This is a genomic window from Vibrio tubiashii (genome assembly GCF_028551255.1).
Lineage (GTDB): Bacteria > Pseudomonadota > Gammaproteobacteria > Enterobacterales > Vibrionaceae > Vibrio > Vibrio tubiashii_B.
This window is the reverse complement of sequence record NZ_CP117029.1, coordinates 185,320-207,877: the sequence shown is the minus strand read 5'-3', so window position 1 is coordinate 207,877 and position 22,558 is coordinate 185,320. Positions and strand designations below refer to the sequence as shown.

Sequence of the window (22,558 nt, the reverse complement as noted above, 5' to 3'; positions counted from 1 at the left end):
TCAGATGGATTTGAAAACTATCACTTACCTCGTTGTTGGTGCGACCTTTATCCTTTACATCGGTATTGCGATTTGGGCACGTGCTGGGTCAACTAAAGAGTTTTATGTTGCAGGCGGTGGTGTAAACCCAATCGCCAACGGTATGGCAACCGCAGCAGACTGGATGTCAGCCGCATCATTTATCTCTATGGCAGGTCTGATTGCATTTATGGGTTACGGCGGTTCCGTATTCCTAATGGGTTGGACTGGCGGTTACGTACTTCTTGCACTACTACTTGCACCTTACCTACGTAAGTTCGGCAAGTTTACTGTACCAGAGTTCGTAGGTGAGCGTTTCTACTCAAACGCAGCACGTATCGTAGCAGTTGTCTGTCTTATCATCGCGTCGGTCACTTATGTTATCGGTCAGATGAAAGGCGTTGGTGTTGCGTTCGGTCGTTTCCTAGAAGTTGATTACTCTACTGGTCTTCTGATCGGTATGTGTATCGTATTCATGTACGCTGTAATGGGTGGCATGAAAGGGATTACTTACACGCAGATTGCTCAATATTGCGTACTCATTTTAGCTTACACTATTCCTGCAATCTTTATCTCTCTGCAACTGACTGGTCACCCTCTTCCTCAGATTGGTCTCGGTAGTACCATCCAAGGCACCGACGTCTATCTACTCGATAGGCTCGACCAAGTGGTCACCGAACTCGGCTTTAGTGAATACACCACTCAAGTCCGTGGCGACACACTCAATATGTTTGTTTACACCATGTCGCTAATGATCGGTACTGCGGGTCTACCACACGTAATCATCCGTTTCTTCACGGTACCTAAAGTGCGTGACGCACGTACTTCAGCAGGTTGGGCACTAGTCTTCATCGCTATCCTATACACAACTGCACCAGCAGTATCAGCGATGGCTCGTCTAAACCTAATGGATACCGTAAACCCAGCTCCAGGTCAGCACCTAGCTTATGATGAGCGTCCTGACTGGTTCAAAAACTGGGAGAAAACAGGTCTACTAGGCTTTGATGATAAGAACGGTGATGGTCTGATTGAATACACGTCAAACCCAGCGACTAACGAACTGAAAGTTGACCGTGACATCATGGTACTGGCTAACCCTGAGATTGCTAAGCTTCCAAACTGGGTGATTGCCTTGGTGGCAGCCGGTGGTCTGGCAGCAGCACTATCAACGGCGGCAGGTCTATTGCTCGCAATATCCTCTGCGATATCCCATGATTTAATCAAAGGCGTCATCAATCCGAATATATCCGAGAAGAAAGAGCTGCTCGCCAGTCGGATTTCCATGGCGGTGGCGATTGCGGTGGCAGGCTATCTCGGCCTCAACCCGCCAGGCTTTGCAGCAGGTACGGTAGCACTGGCATTTGGTCTTGCGGCCTCCTCAATCTTCCCGGCACTGATGATGGGTATCTTCAGCAAGGGTATCAACAAGGAAGGCGCAATCGCGGGTATGATTGCAGGTATCAGTATCACTCTATTCTACGTATTCCAGCACAAAGGCATCCTGTTTGTTGCTGACTGGACTTACCTAGAAAGCTGGGGCAGCAACTGGTTCCTAGGCATTGAACCAAACGCATTCGGTGCAATTGGTGCAGTCTTTAACTTCGCAGTCGCATTCGCTGTATCGAAAGTAACAGCAGAAACACCACAAGAAGTGAAAGACTTGGTTGAACACGTACGTGTACCAGCAGGCGCTGGCGGTGCAGTAGACCACTAAAATAATACCTAAGCCACAAAAGCCCCCTCGGGGGCTTTTTTATTCGCTTAACTTATTCTAATAATTAGAAATTCCCTGAGCCGTAGCAAGGACGCATACTAATGCCATTCATTAGAAGTTCAGGGGTTACGCAGAAAAAATCGCTTAGAACAAGGCAAAGATTGCAGCAAGCTAGTTGCTCTACCTTCAAAATCTTTAACGAAGTTATCAGCGATTTTAGCCAGTAAAAATGAACAGATAATTGATGGAATTAGTATTTTATGTTCAAAAATAAGCACTTTCTAATCGCATTATTGATTGCCCCAATTCTTTCTCTGATTGCCTACTTTGGGACAGATATGGCGCTGAGTGAAAAGCCTCATGCCGCGAAAGAAGGCGAAACCTATAAGTTAGCCGCCAAATCTAACTGCCGCTACACCAGTGGACTGTGTGATATGACCAACGGCGACTTTAAAGTGCAGTTTCGTTCCGAGAAGTTAACCGCGAACGGTTTGGACTTATCTTTAAAAGCGGCTTTCCCTTTAGAAGGTGTAAAGCTATCCATTGTCGATAGCCAAGAACAAAGTGCTCAACCTTTGGATATGCAGCCAACAGATAGTACTGGCCAACACTGGGCAATCTCTGTAGCGAAACCAACATCCGCTGAAAGCTGGCTACGCGTCGCGATTCAGTCTGAAGGCACCTTGTATTACGGCGAAACTCAAACTGCGTTTGTTAAATACGAGACTTTGTTTACGGAGTAGCTGGAGAGCTGGAGAGCTGGAGAGCTGGAGAGCTGGAGAGCTGGAGAGCTGGAGAGCTGGAGAGCTGGAGAGCTGGAGAGCTGGAGAGCTGGAGAGCTGGAGAGCTGGAGAATTTTTCAGGGTTGGCGTTTTGCGTCAACCCTTTTTCGTTGGATACGGGAAAGGACTTTGTCTTACGATAACTGGATAACTGGATAACTGGATAACTGGATAACTAAAGTTCTCCGCAATGGTTAAGAGATCAACTCTAGGTTTCTAGAAGGGCGAAGCCCGACCCCGTTATCCAGCAGCGTAGCGATCCAACCTTCCATAGGGCGCAGCCCGTTCCCGGTTCTGTTTCCTCTAAACCCTATTCAACACCGCCCTGAGTTTTAGCGGTTTGACAGGCTTGGGAATAAAGCTAAATCCATTCGACTTGATACCATCTAGCATATCATCAGTGCGGTCTGCACTAATAATGACGCCGATAAAGCTATCGCCTAAACGCAGGCGACATTGCTGCAGCACTTCTAAGCCTGTGCGTCCATTGTCGAGTCGATAATCAGACAAAATCACATCCGGCACCCAGGTTTCTTCTATTGCCTGCAAGCTATTAACCAAGTCAACAGCAGTGCGTACGTCGCACCCCCAGCGGCCGAGCAAGGTTTCCATACCAACCAATATATCGGTTTCGTTATCCACACACAGAACTTTCAAATGACTCAAGTCTGAAGTAGAACTTGCCGGTGCAGCTTTTACAGGTTCAAGGGCTTTTTCGCTGCGCGCGAGTGTAATCGAGAACACGCTGCCTTTACCCGGCCACGAACGCATAGTGATTTGGTGACCAAGAACATGAGCTATCCCTTTAGAAATTGCCAGACCAAGTCCTAAGCCCTGATCAGAACGGACTTGAGTCCCACGATTAAACTCTTCAAATATCTCTTGCTGCTTGTCCTCATCAATGCCCATGCCATTGTCCCACACATCGATGCGCGCTTGGCTTCCCACTCGTCTTACGCCGAGAACCACTTTACCTTTTGGACTGTAGCGAAACGCATTAGTTAAGAAGTTCTGTACCACACGACGTAAGAGTTTCGGGTCAGACTGAACCAATAGCTGACTCGGAATCATGGTGAACTCAATACCCTGCTGCTTGGCAAGCGCACTAAACTCCGCATTGAGGTTGGATAAAACATCGTTAATCGCAAAACCATGTACGTTGATATCTAGCTTGCCAGATTCTAGACGCGAGATATCCAGTAAATCGCCAATCAAATCTTCAGCGGCCCCTAAGGCACTTTCAATATGATGGGAAAGCTGCTTGGTCTCAGGCTCTTTTGCCACTTCCGATAAAGATGAGGCGAACAGACGAGCAGCATTGAGTGGCTGCATTAAGTCATGGCTTACGGCCGCTAAAAAGCGCGATTTGGATTGTGATTCATGTTCAGAGCGTTGAGTGGCTGAGACCAGTTTTTTGTTCAGTTGCTCTAGCTCTTGAGTACGCTCTTGGACGCGTTCTTCAAGGGTTTCGTTAGCATCTTTTAGGGCTTGTTCAGCATCGCGGAAGACGGTGATATCGGTAAAGCTCATCACAAACCCGCCACCTGGCATTGGGTTGCCCTGTACTTCAATCACTCGACCGTCAGGTCGTACACGCGAAGAAGTATGACGCGTCCCTTGTTCAAGATGATAAACCCGTCGGCGCACATGCTCCTCAGGGTCACCCGGGCCACACAACCCGCACTCAGCATTGTGTCGTATCACATCGGCAATCGGCCTACCTACCTGAATCAAGCCGGCCGGAAACGTAAACAGCTCTAAGTAACGTTGGTTCCATGCCACAAGACGAAGCTGCTTATCGACCACAGCAATACCTTGACCGATATGTTCAATCGCCCCTTGCAGTAGTCCTCGGCTAAAGTCATACAGCTCTGAAGCTTCATCGACAATGGTAGCGACTTCTTCCAGCTGCATGTTTCTGCCTTGTAGCGCAGAAGTAAGGACTAACTTAGCCGATGAGGCACCAAAAACCCCAGCCAACACCCTTTCGGTATGGCGAATTAAAGTAGAAGGTGCTTGTTGGTTGGGCAGTAAGGTTTCTCTTTGCTGTTGCCAATATTGCCTAAATGCACTTCGCACCCGTTGCCTGCCAACAAAACGCGACGCCAGCATCTCTAACTCACCCACTGTGACACGGCTTTGATACAAGCTCATGTTTTCACTTTCAGGTAGAGGCGTACCCACAAACGAAGCCGACTGCAAGCGCTCACTTAGACTGGCACGAGTAAGCAGCGAGACAACGACGTAACAAAGCGTGTTGAGCGCGACACTGAGCACAATACCCCAGTCTGAATTCTTAACATTAAGGTTTTGCAGCCATTCAGGCGGAGTGATCACCCACAATAGGAAGTTGTCTTGCGCGCTACCCGCCAACATATCTGTTTGGCTCATTAAGGTAATCAGCCATAAGGTAAAGCCGACCGCCAAACCAACGTATACCCCTTTGCGGTTACCCTGACGCCAATACATGCCACCTATCAAAGCGGGGGCAAACTGAGTGATCGCCGCAAAGGAGAGGAAACCAATCGCAGAAAGGGAGTGAATATTACCCAGAGCTTGATAAAAACCCCAAGCTCCGAGCAGTAGCAACAGTATGAGCCCACGGCGAATAATCAGTAGCAGACCAGAGAAGTGCCTGTGATTGCGCTGTGAGAGTCGCATTCGGCGCAGCAGCAATGGCATGACTAAATCATTGGAAACCATGATTGCCAAAGCGATGGTTGAAACAATCACCATGCCACTGGCCGCAGACGTGCCGCCGAGAAAAGCGAGCAAGGCGATATCCTGCGCACCAACCGCCATAGGTAAGCTAATCACATAAGTATCTGGGCTGGCGTCAGTCAGCAGAGATTGCCCGACCCAAGCAATCGGCAAGACAAAAATGCCCATCAAAATCAAATAAAGAGGAAACAACCAACGCGCAGTATGCAGGTCTTGCGCGCGTTCGTTTTCCACCACCATGGTATGGAACTGGCGTGGCAGACAGACAATCGCCAACATGGTTAGCACGGTGTGAATAACTAGAGTCGGTATGTTCGGTGATTGGTAGGTCTGACGTGCAATCTGTGCCAGTTCAACGTCATTGCGATTCAGTGCCAAGAACAGAATAAACAGACCAACGGCTAGAAATGCCACCAGCTTGATAATAGATTCAAACGCAATCGCCATCATCATGCCACGGTGATGCTCAGTGTTATCAATATGGCGAGTACCAAACAGCATGGTAAAAATGGCCAATGCCCCGACCACGAACCAAGATACATCAAGGCTTGAGCCTTCGAAACTTCGCGGCAGTTCTGGTGAAATGATCTCTAACCCCATGGTAATACCGCGCAGTTGCAGGGCGATGTAAGGCAAAATACCAGCCACTGCAATCAAGGTAACGACCACCGCTAAGCCTTGTGATTTGCCATAACGCGCAGCGATAAAGTCAGCAATAGAGGTAATATGTTCTCGTTTGGCGGTAATAATCAGTCGAGCCAGAATTCGCCAACCAAGCGTAAAGACGAGTATTGGAGCAATATAGATAGGCAGGAATGCCCAAGGATTGTTACTGGCCTGTCCGACGGTGCCGTAAAATGTCCACGATGTGCAGTACACTGCGATAGATAGGCTGTAAATCCAAGGTCGCCATTTCGCCAACCAGTTATGCTGTTTATCGCCATACCAAGCAATGAGGAACAGTAGTCCGAGATACATCAGTGATACGGTGATCACTAGCCAGCCTTGCATCAGATATCCTTATCATGCGCCAATCAAAAACCTCTCCATATTGGAGAGGTTTCATTTAACTAAGGATATGCTATCAACTCAATCAGCTAGGCTTAATTCTGTGCATTAGGCTCCGCTTTCGACATATCGCTAACTTGATGTTTTTGAGGGTCAACTTTGATAAATAGAGCCAAGACACCCATAGCGGCCATCGCCCAGAAGACGTTTGCCCCCCAGTTTTCATAGCCCCAACCACTTAACGTGGTCATCAAGGCGATGAATGCCCCTAAAGGAATCGCATTGTACAGCGCTTGCAGCGCCACCATTTTTCTTTGCTCAGAGTGTTGGATATATTGAATCGCGGCAATATGTGCGATTGCGAAGGTCACACCGTGCAGAAGCTGGATCATTACCAATGCTACTAAAGCTGTTGTAGAAGCCGTCAAACCCCAACGTACCACCACACCAAGTGCAGCGACCATAAACAATGCTCGAAGCGTCCAACCCGAGAACAGACGTTTACTCAAAGCAAAAATCGCCACCTCAGCCACGACACCTAAGCTCCATAAATAGCCGATGATATCTTCCGAATAGCCCGCCTCTTTCCAATAAATCGAACTGAAGCTGTAGTACGCAGCGTGACTACCTTGAATAAGAGAAACCAAAACCAGGAACTTTACCACGGGAAGTTCACGCAGCAGCTCTGTCAACTTAGGACGCTCGGCATCTTCATCTTCCGTCGTAACGGGCATTGGATTGATGTTGCGCATCGAGAACAACAAAGCCACAACTACACCAGCCAGCGCGGTGAAGATAATCATGTCACTGCCATACTGCGCAACTAAGAAGCCAACCACCGTTGAACCCGCAATAAAGGCAATCGAACCCCACAGGCGAGTGCGGCCATAATCCAACATTTGCAAACGTGAATAGTAGTTCGCCATCGCATCAGACAAGGGAACAATAGGGCCACAGCACAAGTTGAACAACACAGTCGCCAATGCCATTAACCAAAAGCTACCACCTGTAAAGAAGTGGAAACCAACAAAAAGAATAGAGGCAAAGCTGAGCCATCGCAGTGCTGGCATCAAGTGTTCGACTTTATGGATACGTGGTGTTAGCACCATGTTGGCGACACATCGGGTAGCAAAACCAATACCGACCAGTAATCCGATATCTGTTGCCGATACCCCCTGCTCTTCAAACCACAACGCCCAAAATGGTAGATAAACACCATAAGCGAAAAAGAAACCGACAAAATACTGGGAAATCCAGCCATATGGAGATGGGGTGAGCATCATTACCTCTGAATGCGTGAATAAATTGGAACAAAGCGGCGATATTATCGTTTGCTTTGCTGAGAATAAAAAGGGAATAATCGTCACAACTGCGTTTCCCTATTCTCACTATTTTCATCATTAGCAACGAAGTGGCCGGACTTGTTTCATTAATAGATTCGACCAAAGTCGTCTGGAACAATTATGCCAATCCTGCACACTTAACCTATAGAGTGGCAATGAAGTAGGGTCCGCAATGCCAGATAAATTTAATATGCACTCCCCACCGTTTGATCGATTGGACAGCCAGCAGCAGAACCGGCTGCGTAGCTCATTGGATGTTGCTTACTTCCGTGCCAAAGAAACCTTACTTCAGCCCGGCACACAGAGCCAGCATCTTCACATCCTGATCAAGGGAGCAGTCGAAGAGCGTTCGGAAGACGACAAAGAAATCTTTGCTCACTACGCTAATGATGATTTGTTTGATGTGCGTGCTCTATCTGAAGAGACGGTAAAACATCGCTACATCGCATTAGAAGATACCCTTTGCTATCTATTGCCCAAGTCCGTTTTCATTGAGCTATATAACGAGAATGGTCAGTTTGCCGCCTATTTCGACAACAACCTTGCCAAGCGCCAAGAGCTGATCGATGCGGCCCAGCAACAACAGAACCTAGCTGAGTTTATCCTGACCAAAGTCGACAAAGAGATCTATCACCCGCCGATGATACTCTCTCCCGAACAGCCGCTGAATGAAGTCACGCAGACACTCAAGCAAAATGGTATCGACTCTGCTTTAGTGCGACTAAACGACTCTGACATCCGCCTCGTTGAAGATGAGCACTCAATGCCGTATGGGATCATTACTCGAACCAATATGCTGCATGCCGTTATGCTTGAAGGTCATCCACTCGACACTCCAGTAGGCAAAATTGCCACTTTCCCTGTGGTGCACGTTGAGGACGGTGAGTTTCTTTTTAATGCGATGATTAAAATGACTCGTCATCGAATGAAACGCGTGATGGTCGCCGATGGTAAAGAAGCGGTCGGTATGCTCGATATGACCCAGATCCTCAGCGCTTTCTCAACCCACTCGCACGTATTAACGTTAAGTATTGCCCGCTCGACCAGTATTGAAGAGTTGGCCCTCGCCTCCAACAGGCAGCGAAACTTAGTCGAAAGTCTACTGAACAACGGCATTCGCACCCGCTTTATCATGGAACTGATCTCAGCGGTCAACGAGCAGATCATAGAGAAAGCCTTTGAACTGATTGTTCCTCCTGCCCTTCACGATCACTGCTGTTTGGTCGTTCTAGGCTCAGAAGGGCGTGGGGAACAAATACTGAAAACTGACCAAGACAACGCACTGATCATCAAAGATGGTCTCCATTGGCACCAATGTGAAACAGTTATGGGTCAACTAACCCATACGCTACAACAACTTGGCTATCCACTTTGCCCTGGCAATGTCATGGTCAATAACCCTAAGTGGGTCAAAACCCAGTCAGAATGGAAAAGCACTATCAGCCAATGGTCTAAGCCTAGCAGTGCAGAAAACATCATGGATCTAGCGATTTTCACCGATGCTCATGCAGTCGCAGGCAACAAAACGTTACTCGAACCCATCACGCAACACCTTAAGCAAACCATGCTCAACAACATGCTCGCGCTGCAAGACTTCTCGCGTCCTGCGTTGCAGTTTTCTCTACCATTGACGCTATTTGGCAATGTTAAGAAAGACAAACAAGGTGTGGACGTAAAAAGTGGCGGTATCTTCCCTATCGTTCATGGTATCCGTACCTTGTCGCTAGAATACGGCATTGAAGAGAAAAACACCTTTGAACGCATAGAAGCTTTAAGATTGAAGCGGATACTCGAACCAGAGACCGCCGACAACCTCAGTGAAGCACTCAAGTTGCTATTCAAGCTGCGCCTTAATCAACAACTGACAAATCAACACAGCCACAATCGCATCGACCTGAAACAGATAGAGCGTACCGAGCGAGATTTACTACGTCATAGTTTGCATGTAGTGAAAAAGTTTAAGCAGTTCTTGGGCTATCATTATCAGATAAGAGATTAGAGGCTGGTGTATGAATTGGTTGCAACGCCGTTATTGGTTTTACAAACTCAAGGGCTCTCCTTACCAGCCTCTTTTTGCCTCGGTGCAAAAAGGTGAGTACGTCTCGTTAGATTGTGAGACCACTAGCCTCGACCCTAATCGTGCCGAACTCGTCACCATTGCGGCGACCAAAATCATCGACAATCGCATTATTACCAGCAAACCGTTTGAAGTCAGGCTTAGAGCCCCGCAATCACTGGATTCTGGCTCAATCAAAATCCACCGCATCCGCCATCAGGATCTCGTTGATGGTATTGATGAAAAACAAGCCTTGATGCAACTGCTAGAGTTTATTGGTAACCGTCCATTAGTCGGCTATCACATTCGCTATGATAAAAAAATTCTCGATCTCGCTTGTCGCAAACAGCTGGGCTTTCCTCTACCCAACCCTTTAATCGAAGTCAGCCAGATCTATCATGACAAGCTAGAAAAGCACCTACCTAACGCTTACTTTGACCTCAGCTTGGACGCCATTTGTAAGCACCTTGACTTGCCTTTGCAGGATAAACACGATGCCCTACAAGATGCGATTTCTGCCGCCTTGGTGTTTGTTCGATTAACAAAAGGTGACCTCCCTAGCTTAAATCTGCCCTATACCCGCTAACCCAACTTACGACCAAGTTCTCAATTTGCGTTTTAATTCCTTCATTTCAAAGCAGATCTATCTCTCTCATCCTAAAGTCTAATTGTCGAATTCTCGCCTGTGCTTGAAAGTTATGGGTATAGGGATTTTACAACGTCAGGGTCAGGTGACCTTATCGTTTTAAACGGACACTTGCTCAATTCACAAGGAATTAAGCACAAGGAGATAAGCAATGAGTGAAGCCCATATTTATCCGGTAAAAGAAAACATCAAAAAAAATACCCACGCGGATAACGATACCTACCAAGCTATGTACCAACAATCTGTGACAGATCCTGTTGGTTTCTGGAGTGAGCACGGAAAAATCGTCGATTGGATGAAGCCTTTCACTCAAGTAAAGAACACGTCATTTGATACTGGCCACGTTGATATCCGTTGGTTCGAAGACGGTACGCTAAACGTATCTGCAAACTGTATTGACCGTCACCTTGCTGAACGTGGTGATGATGTCGCCATCATCTGGGAAGGTGATGATCCAAACGACGATAAAACATTGACCTTTAACCAACTGCATAAAGAAGTGTGTAAGTTTTCGAACGCACTGAAAGAGCAAGGTGTGCGTAAAGGTGATGTGGTTTGTCTTTACATGCCAATGGTGACTGAAGCAGCGGTTGCCATGCTAGCCTGTACCCGTATTGGTGCGGTACATACTGTTGTATTCGGTGGCTTCTCTCCAGAAGCGCTATCTGGCCGCATTATTGATTCAGACGCTAAAGTGGTGATTACCGCTGACGAAGGCGTGCGTGGTGGTCGTGCTGTTCCTCTGAAAAAGAATGTTGATGAAGCACTGACTAACCCAGAAGTCAAAACCATCGAAAAAGTCATCGTCATGAAACGTACTGGCGGTGACATTGATTGGCATGAGCATCGTGATGTTTGGTGGCATGAAGCAACCGCAAATGTTTCTGCTGACTGCCCACCAGAAGAGATGAAAGCAGAAGATCCTCTTTTCATCCTCTACACCTCTGGCTCGACAGGTAAACCAAAAGGTGTTCTGCACACCACAGGCGGTTACCTTGTCTACGCTACCATGACATTCAAGTACGTATTTGATTATCAGCCAGGCGAAACCTTCTGGTGTACCGCTGACGTGGGTTGGATTACCGGCCACACTTATCTGATTTACGGCCCACTGGCCAACGGTGCAAAAACAATCCTATTCGAAGGTGTGCCTAACTATCCAAGCACAAACCGCATGAGCCAAGTGGTTGATAAACACCAAGTCAATATCCTCTACACGGCACCAACAGCGATTCGTGCACTTATGGCGAAAGGCAATGAAGCGGTAGAAGGAACGTCACGTAGCAGCCTACGTATAATGGGCTCGGTAGGTGAACCTATTAACCCTGAAGCGTGGGAGTGGTACTACAAAACCATCGGTAATGAAGATTCACCTATTGTCGATACTTGGTGGCAAACCGAAACAGGCGGCATTTTGATTGCTCCACTACCAGGTGCAACGGACCTTAAACCAGGTTCTGCGACTCGTCCATTCTTCGGTGTTCAGCCTGCTCTGGTTGATAACATGGGTAACATCATCGAAGGTGCGACTGACGGTAACCTAGTCATCCTTGATTCATGGCCAGGTCAGATGCGCACAGTATATGGCGACCATGAGCGCTTCGAGCAAACTTACTTCTCTACATTTAAAGGCATGTACTTCACCAGTGACGGCGCGCGTCGCGATGAAGATGGTTACTACTGGATTACAGGTCGTGTGGATGACGTATTAAACGTCTCTGGTCACCGTATGGGTACCGCAGAAATCGAATCGGCGCTCGTCGCTCACGATAAGATTGCTGAGGCAGCGATTGTTGGTATCCCGCACGATATTAAAGGCCAAGCAATCTACGCTTACATCACGCTCAATGACGGTGAGTTCCCAAGTGCAGAACTGCATAAAGAAGTGAAAGACTGGGTGCGTAAAGAGATTGGCCCTATCGCAACACCTGATGTACTGCACTGGACAGACTCATTACCTAAGACTCGTTCTGGTAAGATTATGCGCCGTATTCTACGTAAGATTGCTACAGGCGATACTAGCAACTTAGGCGATACTTCAACCCTAGCGGATCCAAGTGTGGTTGATAAGCTGATTGCAGAAAAAGCGGAATTAGCATAATTATCAGCACCACTATGTAGAACTTCAAACCGTCACACTATGTGGCGGTTTTGTGTTTTTACCGTCTAAAGTACTCCTCTCTAGCCCTTTCTCATTGAGCAAAAAATGTTACCTCGGTTACAAAAATCCGGCTTCAAGCTGGGAGATTAGACCAGTAAATTGCTGCTAAATGCGCTGAATTAGCTATAATCTGGGTCTATTTCAAAGATTCACTGCTATTTTTAGTAAAAACTGCATGATGAATCCGAGATAATATGGGAATATTCCAGTTCATATCATGAAGTAGGAAGATGGCAGCACAATGACAGCAAAATCACGCATTCTTGTCTTAAATGGTCCAAATTTAAACCTGTTAGGTCTACGCGAACCCGCACATTACGGTTCGTCAACACTACCACAGATTATCGACACATTAACTAAGCAAGCGAATGAAGCCAATGTTGAACTCCAACATCTTCAATCCAATCGTGAGTATGAGCTGATCGAAGCTATCCATGCGGCATACGACAAGGTGGATTTTATTATCATCAACCCTGCCGCCTTTACCCACACCAGTGTTGCACTTAGAGATGCACTATTAGGTGTGGCTATCCCGTTTATCGAAGTACATTTATCCAATGTGCATGCTCGTGAACCATTCCGTCATCACTCTTATCTCTCAGATAAGGCTGAGGGCGTGATTTGTGGTTTAGGTGCGCAAGGATACGAATTCGCTCTGTCTGCCGCGCTGAATAAGCTGCAGGCAAAGTAACCCAACTGACGTTGAAGTCCTTCGCAGATGCTCAACGTAAATAAACACTCTGCAGCTCGTTTTGAGCTGTCTTATTCACAAGATAAAAGAGAAAGAAAAGATGGATATCCGTAAAATCAAGAAGCTTATCGAGTTAGTAGAAGAGTCTGGCATTGCTGAGCTAGAAATCTCTGAAGGTGAAGAGTCGGTACGCATCAGCCGTAACGGTACTGCTGCACCTGTAGCACCAGTTCAATACGCAGCAGCTCCAGCTCCTGTAGCGGCTGCACCAGCAGCGGCACCTGCTCCTGCAGCAGCGCCAGAAGCGGCAGCGGCTCCTGCAACTCCAGCTGGCCACCAAGTTCTTTCTCCAATGGTAGGTACTTTCTACCGTTCTCCAAGCCCAGACGCGAAATCTTTCGTTGAAGTTGGTCAAGCAGTAAACGCTGGCGACACACTATGTATCGTTGAAGCGATGAAGATGATGAACCAAATCGAAGCAGACAAGTCTGGCGTTGTAACCGCTATCCTAGTTGAAGACGGCCAACCAGTTGAATTCGACCAACCACTTGTTGTTATCGAATAATAGAGGCTCTCTCTTATGCTAGATAAATTAGTCATCGCGAACCGAGGTGAAATTGCACTTCGTATTCTTCGCGCATGTAAAGAATTGGGCATCAAAACAGTAGCTGTTCACTCAACTGCTGACCGTGACCTAAAACACGTACTACTTGCAGACGAAGCGATTTGTATCGGTCCTGCACGTGGCATCGATAGCTACCTAAATATTCCACGCATCATTTCAGCGGCGGAAGTGACTGGCGCGGTGGCAATCCACCCTGGTTACGGTTTCCTATCTGAAAATGCAGATTTTGCTGAGCAAGTTGAGCGCAGCGGCTTTATCTTTGTTGGTCCTAAAGCGGAAACAATCCGCATTATGGGTGACAAGGTTTCAGCTATTACGGCAATGAAGAAAGCTGGCGTACCTTGTGTACCGGGTTCTGATGGCCCGCTAGATGACGATGAGCAAACAAACAAAGCACACGCTAAGCGCATTGGTTACCCAGTAATCATCAAAGCGTCTGGCGGCGGCGGCGGTCGTGGTATGCGTGTTGTTCGTTCTGAAGGCGAGCTCATTGAAGCTATCGCTATGACACGCGCCGAAGCAAAAGCAGCGTTCAACAACGACATGGTTTACATGGAGAAATTCCTAGAAAACCCTCGTCACGTTGAAGTTCAGGTGATTGCTGATGGTCAAGGCGGTGCTATCCACCTAGGTGAACGTGACTGCTCTATGCAGCGTCGTCACCAGAAGGTTGTTGAAGAAGCGCCAGCACCAGGTATCACTGAAGAGATGCGTAAGTACATCGGTGAACGTTGTACACGTGCATGTCTAGAAATCGGTTACCGCGGCGCAGGTACGTTTGAGTTCCTATACGAAAACGGCGAATTCTACTTCATCGAAATGAATACTCGTATTCAGGTTGAGCACCCAGTAACAGAAATGGTAACGGGCGTAGACCTAATCAAAGAGCAACTGCGTGTAGCAGCAGGTCAACCTTTGTCATTCACTCAGGATGACATCAAGATCCGCGGCCATGCTATCGAATGTCGTATCAACGCAGAAGATCCTGAGCGCTTCCTACCTTCACCAGGTAAGATTGAACGCTTCCACGCCCCAGGCGGCATGGGTGTTCGCTGGGAATCGCACATCTACACAGGCTACACAGTGCCTCCTCACTACGATTCAATGATCGGTAAGCTGATCACTTTCGGTGAGAACCGCGATGTGGCTATTGCACGTATGAAGAACGCACTAGGCGAGATGATCGTTGAAGGCATCAAGACTAACGTTCCTCTACAAGAAAGCATTATGAATGATGAGAACTTCCAACACGGTGGTGCCAACATTCATTACCTAGAGAAGAAACTAGGCCTACAATAAGCGATTTCCGCTTTAGTCATAATGAAAATGCTCACTTCGGTGAGCATTTTTGTTTTCGCGCACTTGTTAGCCTTTTCTGCTACACTCTGCGCCAAATCACATCAATCAATGTAAAGAGCTCATACTCATGCCTTGGATTCAAATCAAACTCAATGCGACCAATGAAAACGCTGAACAGATCGGCGATATGCTAATGGAAGAGACTGGTGCGCTGTCTGTGACCTTCTTAGACGCGCAGGATACGCCTGTATTCGAACCTCTACCTGGTGAAACTCGTCTTTGGGGTGATACGGATATCCTAGCGCTGTATGACGCGGAAGCGGATACTAACTTTATCATTGAGCAAACCAAACTCAGCGGTCTACTGGCAGATGATTTCGCTTACAAAATCGAGCAGTTGGAAGATAAAGACTGGGAACGCGAGTGGATGGATAACTTCCACCCAATGAAGTTTGGCGAACGTTTGTGGATTTGCCCTAGCTGGCGTGAGATCCCTGAGCCTGAGGCGGTGAACGTGATGCTGGATCCGGGCCTTGCCTTTGGTACTGGTACCCACCCAACTACCGCTTTATGTCTTGAGTGGCTAGAAGGCTTAGATTTATCGGGCAAAACCGTGATCGACTTTGGTTGTGGCTCTGGCATTCTTGCGATCGCTGCGATCAAACTGGGCGCTGAAAAAGTTATCGGGATCGATATTGATCCTCAAGCACTGCTTGCCTCTAAAGACAACGCTGAGCGTAACGGTGTTGCCGACCAACTAGAAGTGTTCCTTCCTCAAGATCAGCCAGAAGGTCTGATTGCTGACGTGGTGGTTGCTAACATCTTAGCAGGTCCGTTACGCGAACTTTCACCAATCATTAAGTCTTTAGTTAAGCCAAACGGCGAGCTTGCGATGTCAGGTGTGCTTGATACTCAAGCTGAAGATGTGGCTAACTATTACCGTGATGAGCTTCACATTGATCCTATCAAAGAGCAAAGTGAATGGTGTCGCATCTCTGGTCGAAAGCAAGGCTAGACAAGACTTTGCGAGCTAATTGACTGATTTTGGGGCATTTTGCGAAAACAATTTGTAAATGCTCAAATATTAGTCTTTTCACAGCGCTAAAAAATGCGTAAAATGCGCGCCCTTGCTGGTACTAAGCTGTGAAGACGTTTTGAAAATCGGAAACTACCAACTTAAGAATAATCTCATCGTTGCCCCTATGGCAGGTGTGACTGATAGACCGTTCCGTGAGTTGTGTCTCCGCTATGGTGCTGGAATGGCCGTCAGTGAAATGATGTCATCCAATCCAAAGCTATGGAAAACGTCCAAATCAAAGCAACGCATGGTACATGAAGGCGAATCGGGCATTCGCTCTGTACAAATTGCGGGCGCTGATCCACAGCTTATGGCCGACGCTGCTCAGTTCAGTGTTGAAAACGGTGCGCAAATCATCGACATCAACATGGGCTGTCCAGCCAAAAAAGTGAATAAGAAGCTAGCCGGCTCTGCCCTGCTTCAGTATCCAGATATCATTGAAGATATTCTGAAGGCTGTGGTCAATGCAGTCGATGTCCCTGTGACATTGAAAACCCGTACTGGCTGGGATATAGATAACAAAAACTGTGTCCAAATCGCTAAATTAGCCGAAGACTGCGGCATTCAGGCTCTTGCTCTGCATGGCAGAACAAAAGCGTGTATGTACAAAGGTGAGGCCGAATACGACAGCATTAAAGCGGTCAAGCAAGCTATCTCAATTCCGGTTATCGCTAACGGTGATATCGATAGCCCAGAGAAAGCCAAGCATGTACTGGAATATACCGGTGCTGACGCTTTAATGATTGGACGCCCTGCCCAAGGTCGTCCGTGGATTTTTCAGGAAATCCAACACTTTTTGGAAAACGGCACCACGATGCCTGAGCTTCCTTATTCGGAAGTGAAAGACATCCTGCTTGGCCATGTGAATGCACTGCATGCTTTCTATGGAGAGTATTTAGGTCCACGAATCGCGCGTAAGCACGTAGGTTGGTACCTAAAAGAGCATGAACAAGCGAGTGAGTTTCGCCGTACCTTCAACGCCATTGAGGCAGCTGAGCTGCAGCTTGAAGCGCTTGAAGAGTATTTTGATAAAGCCTAACTAGTTGTGCTTTCGCCCCAACTACGACAGGTAAACGTTGCATCATAATTAAGAGAAGAGCTAGACCGAATATGTTCGAACAAAATCTGACTTCAGAAGCATTAACAGTAACTACAGTAACGTCACAGGACCAGATTACTCAGAAGCCACTACGTGACTCTGTTAAAGCGTCTCTTAAAAACTACTTGGCTCAACTAAATGGCCAAGAAGTAACAGAACTATATGAATTAGTTCTAGCTGAAGTTGAACAGCCACTACTAGATACCATCATGCAGTACACTCGCGGTAACCAAACTCGCGCAGCAACTATGATGGGTATCAACCGCGGTACTCTTCGCAAGAAACTTAAAAAATACGGCATGAACTAATCGTTCATTCGATATTTTGATTTTAAGAAGCCGGGCTTACGTCAGTAATCCCGGTTTTTTTATCATTAGACCCAGTGTTAGTTGCACGAATATTCAGCGATCTGTGATCTATTGCGATTGCTAACCTCAAAGTGGTCGATATAATAATCAATTACGTTTACGTTCGGACGAATCTACATGGTTGATATGCAAAGGGAAGAATGGCTGAGTCTTATGCTCTCCGAGCTACCTGATCGTCTGCTGATCATTGATGAGCACGGACGTATCGTAGATAGCTTTGGCGAAGCAACTCAATCTGATCCCGAGTTAACCAACAAGTATCTCAACCGCACGTTTAGCGAGATCCTTCCAGAAAACCTTGCTGAGAACTTGGAGCAACACTTCAAGCAAGTGTTAACCTCAGGTCAACGTAAAACTCTGCAATACTCAATGACCCCTTGCCAACAGCTGCTGCTTTCTATCGAAGAGCTTGAAGCTTGGAATGGCGTCGACGAGAGATGGTTTGAAGCCTCTCTCAAGCCCATCACATTAGCAAGCGGCGCCAAATATGTTCTGTGGCAAGAGCAAGAGATCACCAAAGCTCACCTTCACCAAGTTGAATTAAAGAAACTGGCTGAAACCGATGAGTTGACTGGCATATTAAACCGCCGTGCCTTTATGCTAAGACTGGAACGAGAGTTCGATAGTCCAACCCAGCAGCACCTCTCTTGCTTGATGATTGATATCGACCACTTTAAAGAAATTAATGACCAAGTGGGCCACTTATCCGGTGATGAAGTCATCGTCCAAGTTGCGCATATTTGCCAAGGTTTAATTCGCTCCAGTGATTATATTGGCCGTTTGGGTGGTGAAGAGTTTGGTGTGGTACTTTCTCGCACTAACGCGATTCAAGCGTACGATATTGCGGAGCGCATCCGTCACTCGATTGAGACAACCCCCTGTCAGGTTGATGACCACATCATCTTGCCGACCGTGAGTATTGGCATTGCCGAGTTGAATGGCCATGTGTCATCCGTTAGAGAACTGATGGTACAAGCAGACAAAGCCATGTACTACTCTAAACAAACTGGTCGTAACCAAGTCACTCTCTACTACGAGAATCTTCCGGACATCAAGTCAACCACTGAGTTGAAAGCCAATATCCGCCGCGCTTCTTAAACGCCCTTTTCTATCTCACAGCAAGAGTCTTGATGTGCTTCGCTCGCAAGTGCACCTAAAATCGAGCAATGGCTAGCATCGTCATCAACGTGTCCACAGCAAGCATCATTAATCTTCTTCAGTGCGGTGCGAATTCGAGTTAATTCAATAATCTTTTCATCAATCACAGAAAGCTTAGCTGTAGTGATCGCCTTAACTTCGGCGCAGCTATGTTCTGTTGCCTCAAGTTTTATCTCTAAAAGTTCACGAATCTCATCCAAACTCAAGCCTAAGTCTTTCGCTTTGAGGATAAAGCTGACTTGATGTTGGTTTTCTTCATTATAGAGCCGGTAACCTGAATCACTGCGACCTGCAGGTTTAATTAGCTGATTCTTTTCGTAAAAGCGCAATGTATCTGCTGTGACATTACAGCGCTTAGCCAATTCTCCGATCTGGAACATAACTTTTCCTATTAACTGTTTCGTTACGTTTTAAGCCTAAACTTGAGCTTTTCACAATTATTTTTGAGATGCCAAACGATTGCGCGAGCTTTTTTGTAATAAATTAGTTAGAATGTGCGCCATCAAACTCAGAGACTAGTTTACCACCAACAAATGTTGGAAAGGTCTTTACCAAAACTGGCCAATATCTTACTGCCTGATTGCAATCAAAGCATAAGAACAAGTTCACTTTTGGCAAATATCTTTATCTTACGTATTAACTCTGTGACTTTGAGGAAATGGAAGCATGACTAACGCTCGTCCTATTCGCCGCGCACTAATCAGCGTATCAGACAAAACTGGTATTGTTGAGTTTGCCCAAGCTCTTGCTAACCGAGGTGTTGATATTCTATCAACAGGTGGCACTGCTCGCCTACTGGCAGAAAAAGGCATCTCAGTAACTGAGGTATCAGATTACACTGGTTTCCCAGAAATGATGGACGGTCGTGTTAAGACGCTTCACCCTAAAGTACATGGTGGTGTGCTAGGTCGTCGTGGTCAAGATGACGACGTAATGGAAAAGCACGGTATCAACCCAATCGACATGGTTGTGGTTAACCTTTACCCATTCGCTGAAACAGTAGCGAAAGAAGGTTGTACTCTTGCTGATGCGGTAGAGAACATCGATATCGGTGGTCCAACTATGGTTCGCTCAGCAGCGAAAAACCACAAAGATGTGACTATCGTCGTTAACGCGCACGACTACGACCGCGTTATCGCTGAGATGGATGCGAACGAGACATCTCTGACTCTAGAGACGCGCTTTGATCTAGCTATCGCAGCTTTCGAGCACACTGCCTCTTACGACGGCATGATCGCTAACTACTTCGGCACTATGGTTCCATCTTACGGTGAGAACAAAGAAGGTGACGAAGAGAGCAAGTTCCCGCGCACATTCAACCAGCAGTTTATCAAGAAACAAGACATGCGTTACGGTGAAAACAGCCACCAAGACGCAGCTTTCTATGTTGAAGCTAATCCAGAAGAAGCCTCTGTTTCTACTGCTCGCCAAATCCAAGGTAAAGCCCTTTCTTACAACAACATCGCCGATACTGACGCAGCACTTGAGTGTGTTAAAGAGTTCGACGAGCCAGCATGTGTGATTGTTAAGCACGCTAACCCATGTGGTGTTGCGCTGGGTGGTAACATCCTTGAAGCGTATGATCGCGCCTACAAAACTGACCCAACGTCTGCTTTCGGCGGCATTATCGCCTTCAACCAAGAGCTAGATGCCGCAACAGCAACCGCTATCGTTGAGCGCCAATTCGTTGAAGTCATCATTGCGCCATCAGTATCTGCTGAAGCAATTGAAGTGGTTGCAGCGAAGAAGAACGTTCGCCTTCTAGAATGTGGCGAGTGGACAACTAAGACGACGGGCTTTGACGTGAAACGCGTTAATGGCGGCCTGCTAGTTCAAGACCGTGACCAAGGTATGGTGAGCCTAGATGACCTTAAAGTGGTTTCTAAGCGCCAACCAACAGAAGAAGAGCTAAAAGACGCCCTATTCTGCTGGAAAGTGGCTAAGTACGTTAAATCAAATGCGATTGTTTACTCGAAGGGTGACATGACTATCGGCGTTGGCGCTGGCCAAATGAGCCGTGTTTACTCAGCGAAGATCGCAGGCATCAAAGCGGCTGACGAAGGTCTACAAGTTGAAGGTTGTGTAATGGCATCGGATGCGTTCTTCCCATTCCGCGACGGTATCGATGCGGCTGCAGAAGCGGGCATCAAGTGCGTGATTCAACCGGGTGGCTCTATGCGTGATGACGAAGTTATCGCAGCAGCAGACGAACATGGCATGGCGATGATCTTTACGGGTATGCGTCACTTCCGCCACTAGAAAGAAGCGAGAGCGCTTCGCTTCTGGAAACGGGAGCGCTCCGAGAAGAGCAAAACGAATCTAATTTAGCTAATTTGAAATACTCTTAGTTTTAGAAACTTTCATTTTAGAGCAAAGCCATATTGATAAGGTCAAGGAGAGCTCGCGGAGTTTATAAGTATAAATGAGCAAGCTCGACACAGAGATTAGCAATATGGCGCAGCTATCAAAGGATAAATAAATGAATGTACTTATCATTGGTTCTGGCGGTCGTGAGCACGCTTTAGGTTGGAAAGCAGCACAAAACCCAAACGTAGAAGCGGTATTTGTTGCACCTGGTAACGCAGGTACTGCTCTTGAGCCTAAGCTTGAGAACGTAAACATTGGTGTTGAAGCGATTTCTGAACTGGTTGCTTTCGCGCAAGAGAAAAAAATCGAGCTAACTATTGTTGGCCCTGAAGCTCCGCTTGTTATCGGTGTGGTTGATGCTTTCCGTGAAGCGGGTCTGCCAATCTTTGGTCCAACCGAAGCAGCAGCACAGTTAGAAGGCTCAAAAGCGTTTACTAAAGACTTCCTAGCTCGTCATAACATCCCAACTGCGGCTTACGCGAACTTCACTGAAATCGAGCCTGCATTGGCTTACGTTCGTGAGCAAGGCGCACCTATCGTGGTCAAAGCCGATGGTCTTGCGGCGGGTAAAGGCGTTATCGTTGCGATGACTTTAGAAGAAGCTGAAGATGCAATCAAAGATATGCTCGCTGGCAACGCGTTTGGTGAAGCGGGTAGCCGTGTGGTTATCGAAGAGTTCCTAGACGGTGAAGAAGCAAGCTTCATTGTGATGGTCGATGGTAAAAGCGTTCTACCAATGGCCACCAGCCAAGACCACAAACGTGTCGGTGACAAAGATACTGGCCCTAACACAGGTGGTATGGGTGCTTACTCTCCTGCTCCGGTTGTAACTCCAGAAATCCACGAGCGTATCCTTGAAGAGGTTATCTACCCAACAGTTCGCGGTATGGATGCGGAAGGCCACCCATACACAGGCTTCCTCTACGCAGGTCTAATGATCGATAAAGACGGTACACCAAAGGTTATCGAATACAACTGCCGATTCGGCGATCCTGAAACGCAACCTATCATGATGCGTATGGAATCTGATCTTGTCGAGCTATGCCTAATGGCGATTGATGAGAAGCTAGATGAAGCTGAATCTAAATGGGATCCACGCGCCTCTATCGGTGTGGTACTCGCTGCAGGCGGTTACCCAGCGGATTACGCTAAAGGCGATGTTATTTCTCTACCAGCAACAGAAGTCTCTGGTCAGAAAATCTTCCACGCAGGTACTGCTAACAACACATCAGGTGAGATCGTGACAAACGGCGGCCGTGTTCTTTGTGCAACAGCACTTGGTAATAGCGTTTCTGAGGCTCAGGAGCAAGCGTACGCGCTAGCTAAGCAAGTAAGCTGGAATGGTATGTTCCACCGCAATGACATCGGCTACAGAGCGATTGCGCGCGAGCAAGAACAGTAAATAACAACATCAGTTGGCTTAT

General features: G+C 47.2%; 17 protein-coding genes. 14 read left to right on the top strand and 3 right to left on the bottom strand.

The genetic code is table 11. From position 1 onward, the window contains the following. The first annotated feature begins 4 nt into the window (after positions 1-4). Positions 5-1,732: a sodium:solute symporter family protein gene (locus LYZ37_RS00950; RefSeq protein ID WP_004742962.1), complete on the top strand. Its 1,728-nt coding sequence runs from the start codon at positions 5-7 to the stop codon at positions 1,730-1,732. Positions 1,733-1,992: 260 nt separating this feature from the next. Further along, positions 1,993-2,475, top strand: a complete 483-nt coding sequence (locus LYZ37_RS00945) for a hypothetical protein (RefSeq protein ID WP_004742961.1) — start codon at positions 1,993-1,995, stop codon at positions 2,473-2,475. A 342-nt stretch (positions 2,476-2,817) separates the two neighbouring features. On the opposite strand, the gene LYZ37_RS00940 is transcribed toward LYZ37_RS00945, so the two are convergent. Both LYZ37_RS00940 and LYZ37_RS00935 read right to left on the bottom strand, forming a co-directional pair. Further along, positions 2,818-6,246, bottom strand: a complete 3,429-nt coding sequence (locus tag LYZ37_RS00940) for a PAS domain-containing hybrid sensor histidine kinase/response regulator (RefSeq protein ID WP_272786143.1) — start codon at positions 6,244-6,246, stop codon at positions 2,818-2,820. A 92-nt stretch (positions 6,247-6,338) separates the two neighbouring features. Then, positions 6,339-7,523: a 3-phenylpropionate MFS transporter gene (locus LYZ37_RS00935; RefSeq protein ID WP_272786142.1), complete on the bottom strand. Its 1,185-nt coding sequence runs from the start codon at positions 7,521-7,523 to the stop codon at positions 6,339-6,341. A gap of 235 nt (positions 7,524-7,758) precedes the next feature. On the opposite strand from LYZ37_RS00935, the gene LYZ37_RS00930 reads away from it, so the two are divergent. From LYZ37_RS00930 to LYZ37_RS00885, 10 genes are all read left to right on the top strand, one after another. Next, the gene (locus tag LYZ37_RS00930) at positions 7,759-9,585 is read left to right on the top strand and encodes a DUF294 nucleotidyltransferase-like domain-containing protein (RefSeq protein ID WP_272786141.1); all 1,827 of its coding nucleotides are present in this window, start codon (positions 7,759-7,761) and stop codon (positions 9,583-9,585) included. Positions 9,586-9,595: 10 nt separating this feature from the next. Then, complete coding sequence (locus LYZ37_RS00925) at positions 9,596-10,228, top strand: 3'-5' exonuclease (RefSeq protein ID WP_004742957.1); 633 nt, start codon at positions 9,596-9,598, stop codon at positions 10,226-10,228. Positions 10,229-10,439: 211 nt separating this feature from the next. Continuing rightward, positions 10,440-12,389 carry an acetate--CoA ligase gene (gene acs / locus LYZ37_RS00920; protein WP_272786140.1) on the top strand — a complete coding sequence of 650 codons (1,950 nt, stop codon included), beginning with the start codon at positions 10,440-10,442 and terminating at the stop codon, positions 12,387-12,389. A 301-nt stretch (positions 12,390-12,690) separates the two neighbouring features. Beyond that, a complete protein-coding gene (gene aroQ, locus LYZ37_RS00915; RefSeq protein WP_004742955.1) occupies positions 12,691-13,140 on the top strand; it encodes a type II 3-dehydroquinate dehydratase in 450 nt (149 codons plus the stop codon). Positions 13,141-13,240: 100 nt separating this feature from the next. Next, on the top strand, positions 13,241-13,705 hold the full coding sequence (gene accB / locus LYZ37_RS00910) for an acetyl-CoA carboxylase biotin carboxyl carrier protein (protein ID WP_239826950.1): 465 nt from the start codon (positions 13,241-13,243) through the stop codon (positions 13,703-13,705). Positions 13,706-13,720: 15 nt separating this feature from the next. Beyond that, on the top strand, positions 13,721-15,064 hold the full coding sequence (accC, locus tag LYZ37_RS00905) for an acetyl-CoA carboxylase biotin carboxylase subunit (protein ID WP_272786139.1): 1,344 nt from the start codon (positions 13,721-13,723) through the stop codon (positions 15,062-15,064). 127 nt (positions 15,065-15,191) lie between these two features. Further along, positions 15,192-16,079 carry a 50S ribosomal protein L11 methyltransferase gene (prmA, locus tag LYZ37_RS00900; RefSeq protein WP_272786137.1) on the top strand — a complete coding sequence of 296 codons (888 nt, stop codon included), beginning with the start codon at positions 15,192-15,194 and terminating at the stop codon, positions 16,077-16,079. Between the two features lie 139 nt (positions 16,080-16,218). Then, on the top strand, positions 16,219-17,181 hold the full coding sequence (gene dusB / locus LYZ37_RS00895) for a tRNA dihydrouridine synthase DusB (protein ID WP_272786136.1): 963 nt from the start codon (positions 16,219-16,221) through the stop codon (positions 17,179-17,181). A 71-nt stretch (positions 17,182-17,252) separates the two neighbouring features. Then, positions 17,253-17,549 carry a DNA-binding transcriptional regulator Fis gene (gene fis, locus LYZ37_RS00890; RefSeq protein WP_000462885.1) on the top strand — a complete coding sequence of 99 codons (297 nt, stop codon included), beginning with the start codon at positions 17,253-17,255 and terminating at the stop codon, positions 17,547-17,549. Between the two features lie 177 nt (positions 17,550-17,726). Next, positions 17,727-18,707, top strand: a complete 981-nt coding sequence (locus LYZ37_RS00885; RefSeq protein ID WP_272786135.1) for a sensor domain-containing diguanylate cyclase — start codon at positions 17,727-17,729, stop codon at positions 18,705-18,707. On the opposite strand, the gene zntR is transcribed toward LYZ37_RS00885, so the two are convergent. After that, the gene (gene zntR / locus LYZ37_RS00880) at positions 18,704-19,147 is read right to left on the bottom strand and encodes a Zn(2+)-responsive transcriptional regulator (RefSeq protein ID WP_004742949.1); all 444 of its coding nucleotides are present in this window, start codon (positions 19,145-19,147) and stop codon (positions 18,704-18,706) included. The two genes, LYZ37_RS00885 and zntR, sit on opposite strands and share 4 nt — an antisense overlap. A 286-nt stretch (positions 19,148-19,433) precedes the next feature. On the opposite strand from zntR, the gene purH reads away from it, so the two are divergent. Further along, entirely contained in the window at positions 19,434-21,026 is a 1,593-nt protein-coding gene (gene purH / locus LYZ37_RS00875; RefSeq protein ID WP_272786134.1) for a bifunctional phosphoribosylaminoimidazolecarboxamide formyltransferase/IMP cyclohydrolase, read from the top strand. A 220-nt stretch (positions 21,027-21,246) separates the two neighbouring features. Next, positions 21,247-22,536 (top strand): phosphoribosylamine--glycine ligase, encoded by a 1,290-nt coding sequence (gene purD, locus LYZ37_RS00870; protein WP_272786133.1) that lies wholly within the window; start codon positions 21,247-21,249, stop codon positions 22,534-22,536. The last annotated feature ends 22 nt before the right edge of the window (positions 22,537-22,558 follow it).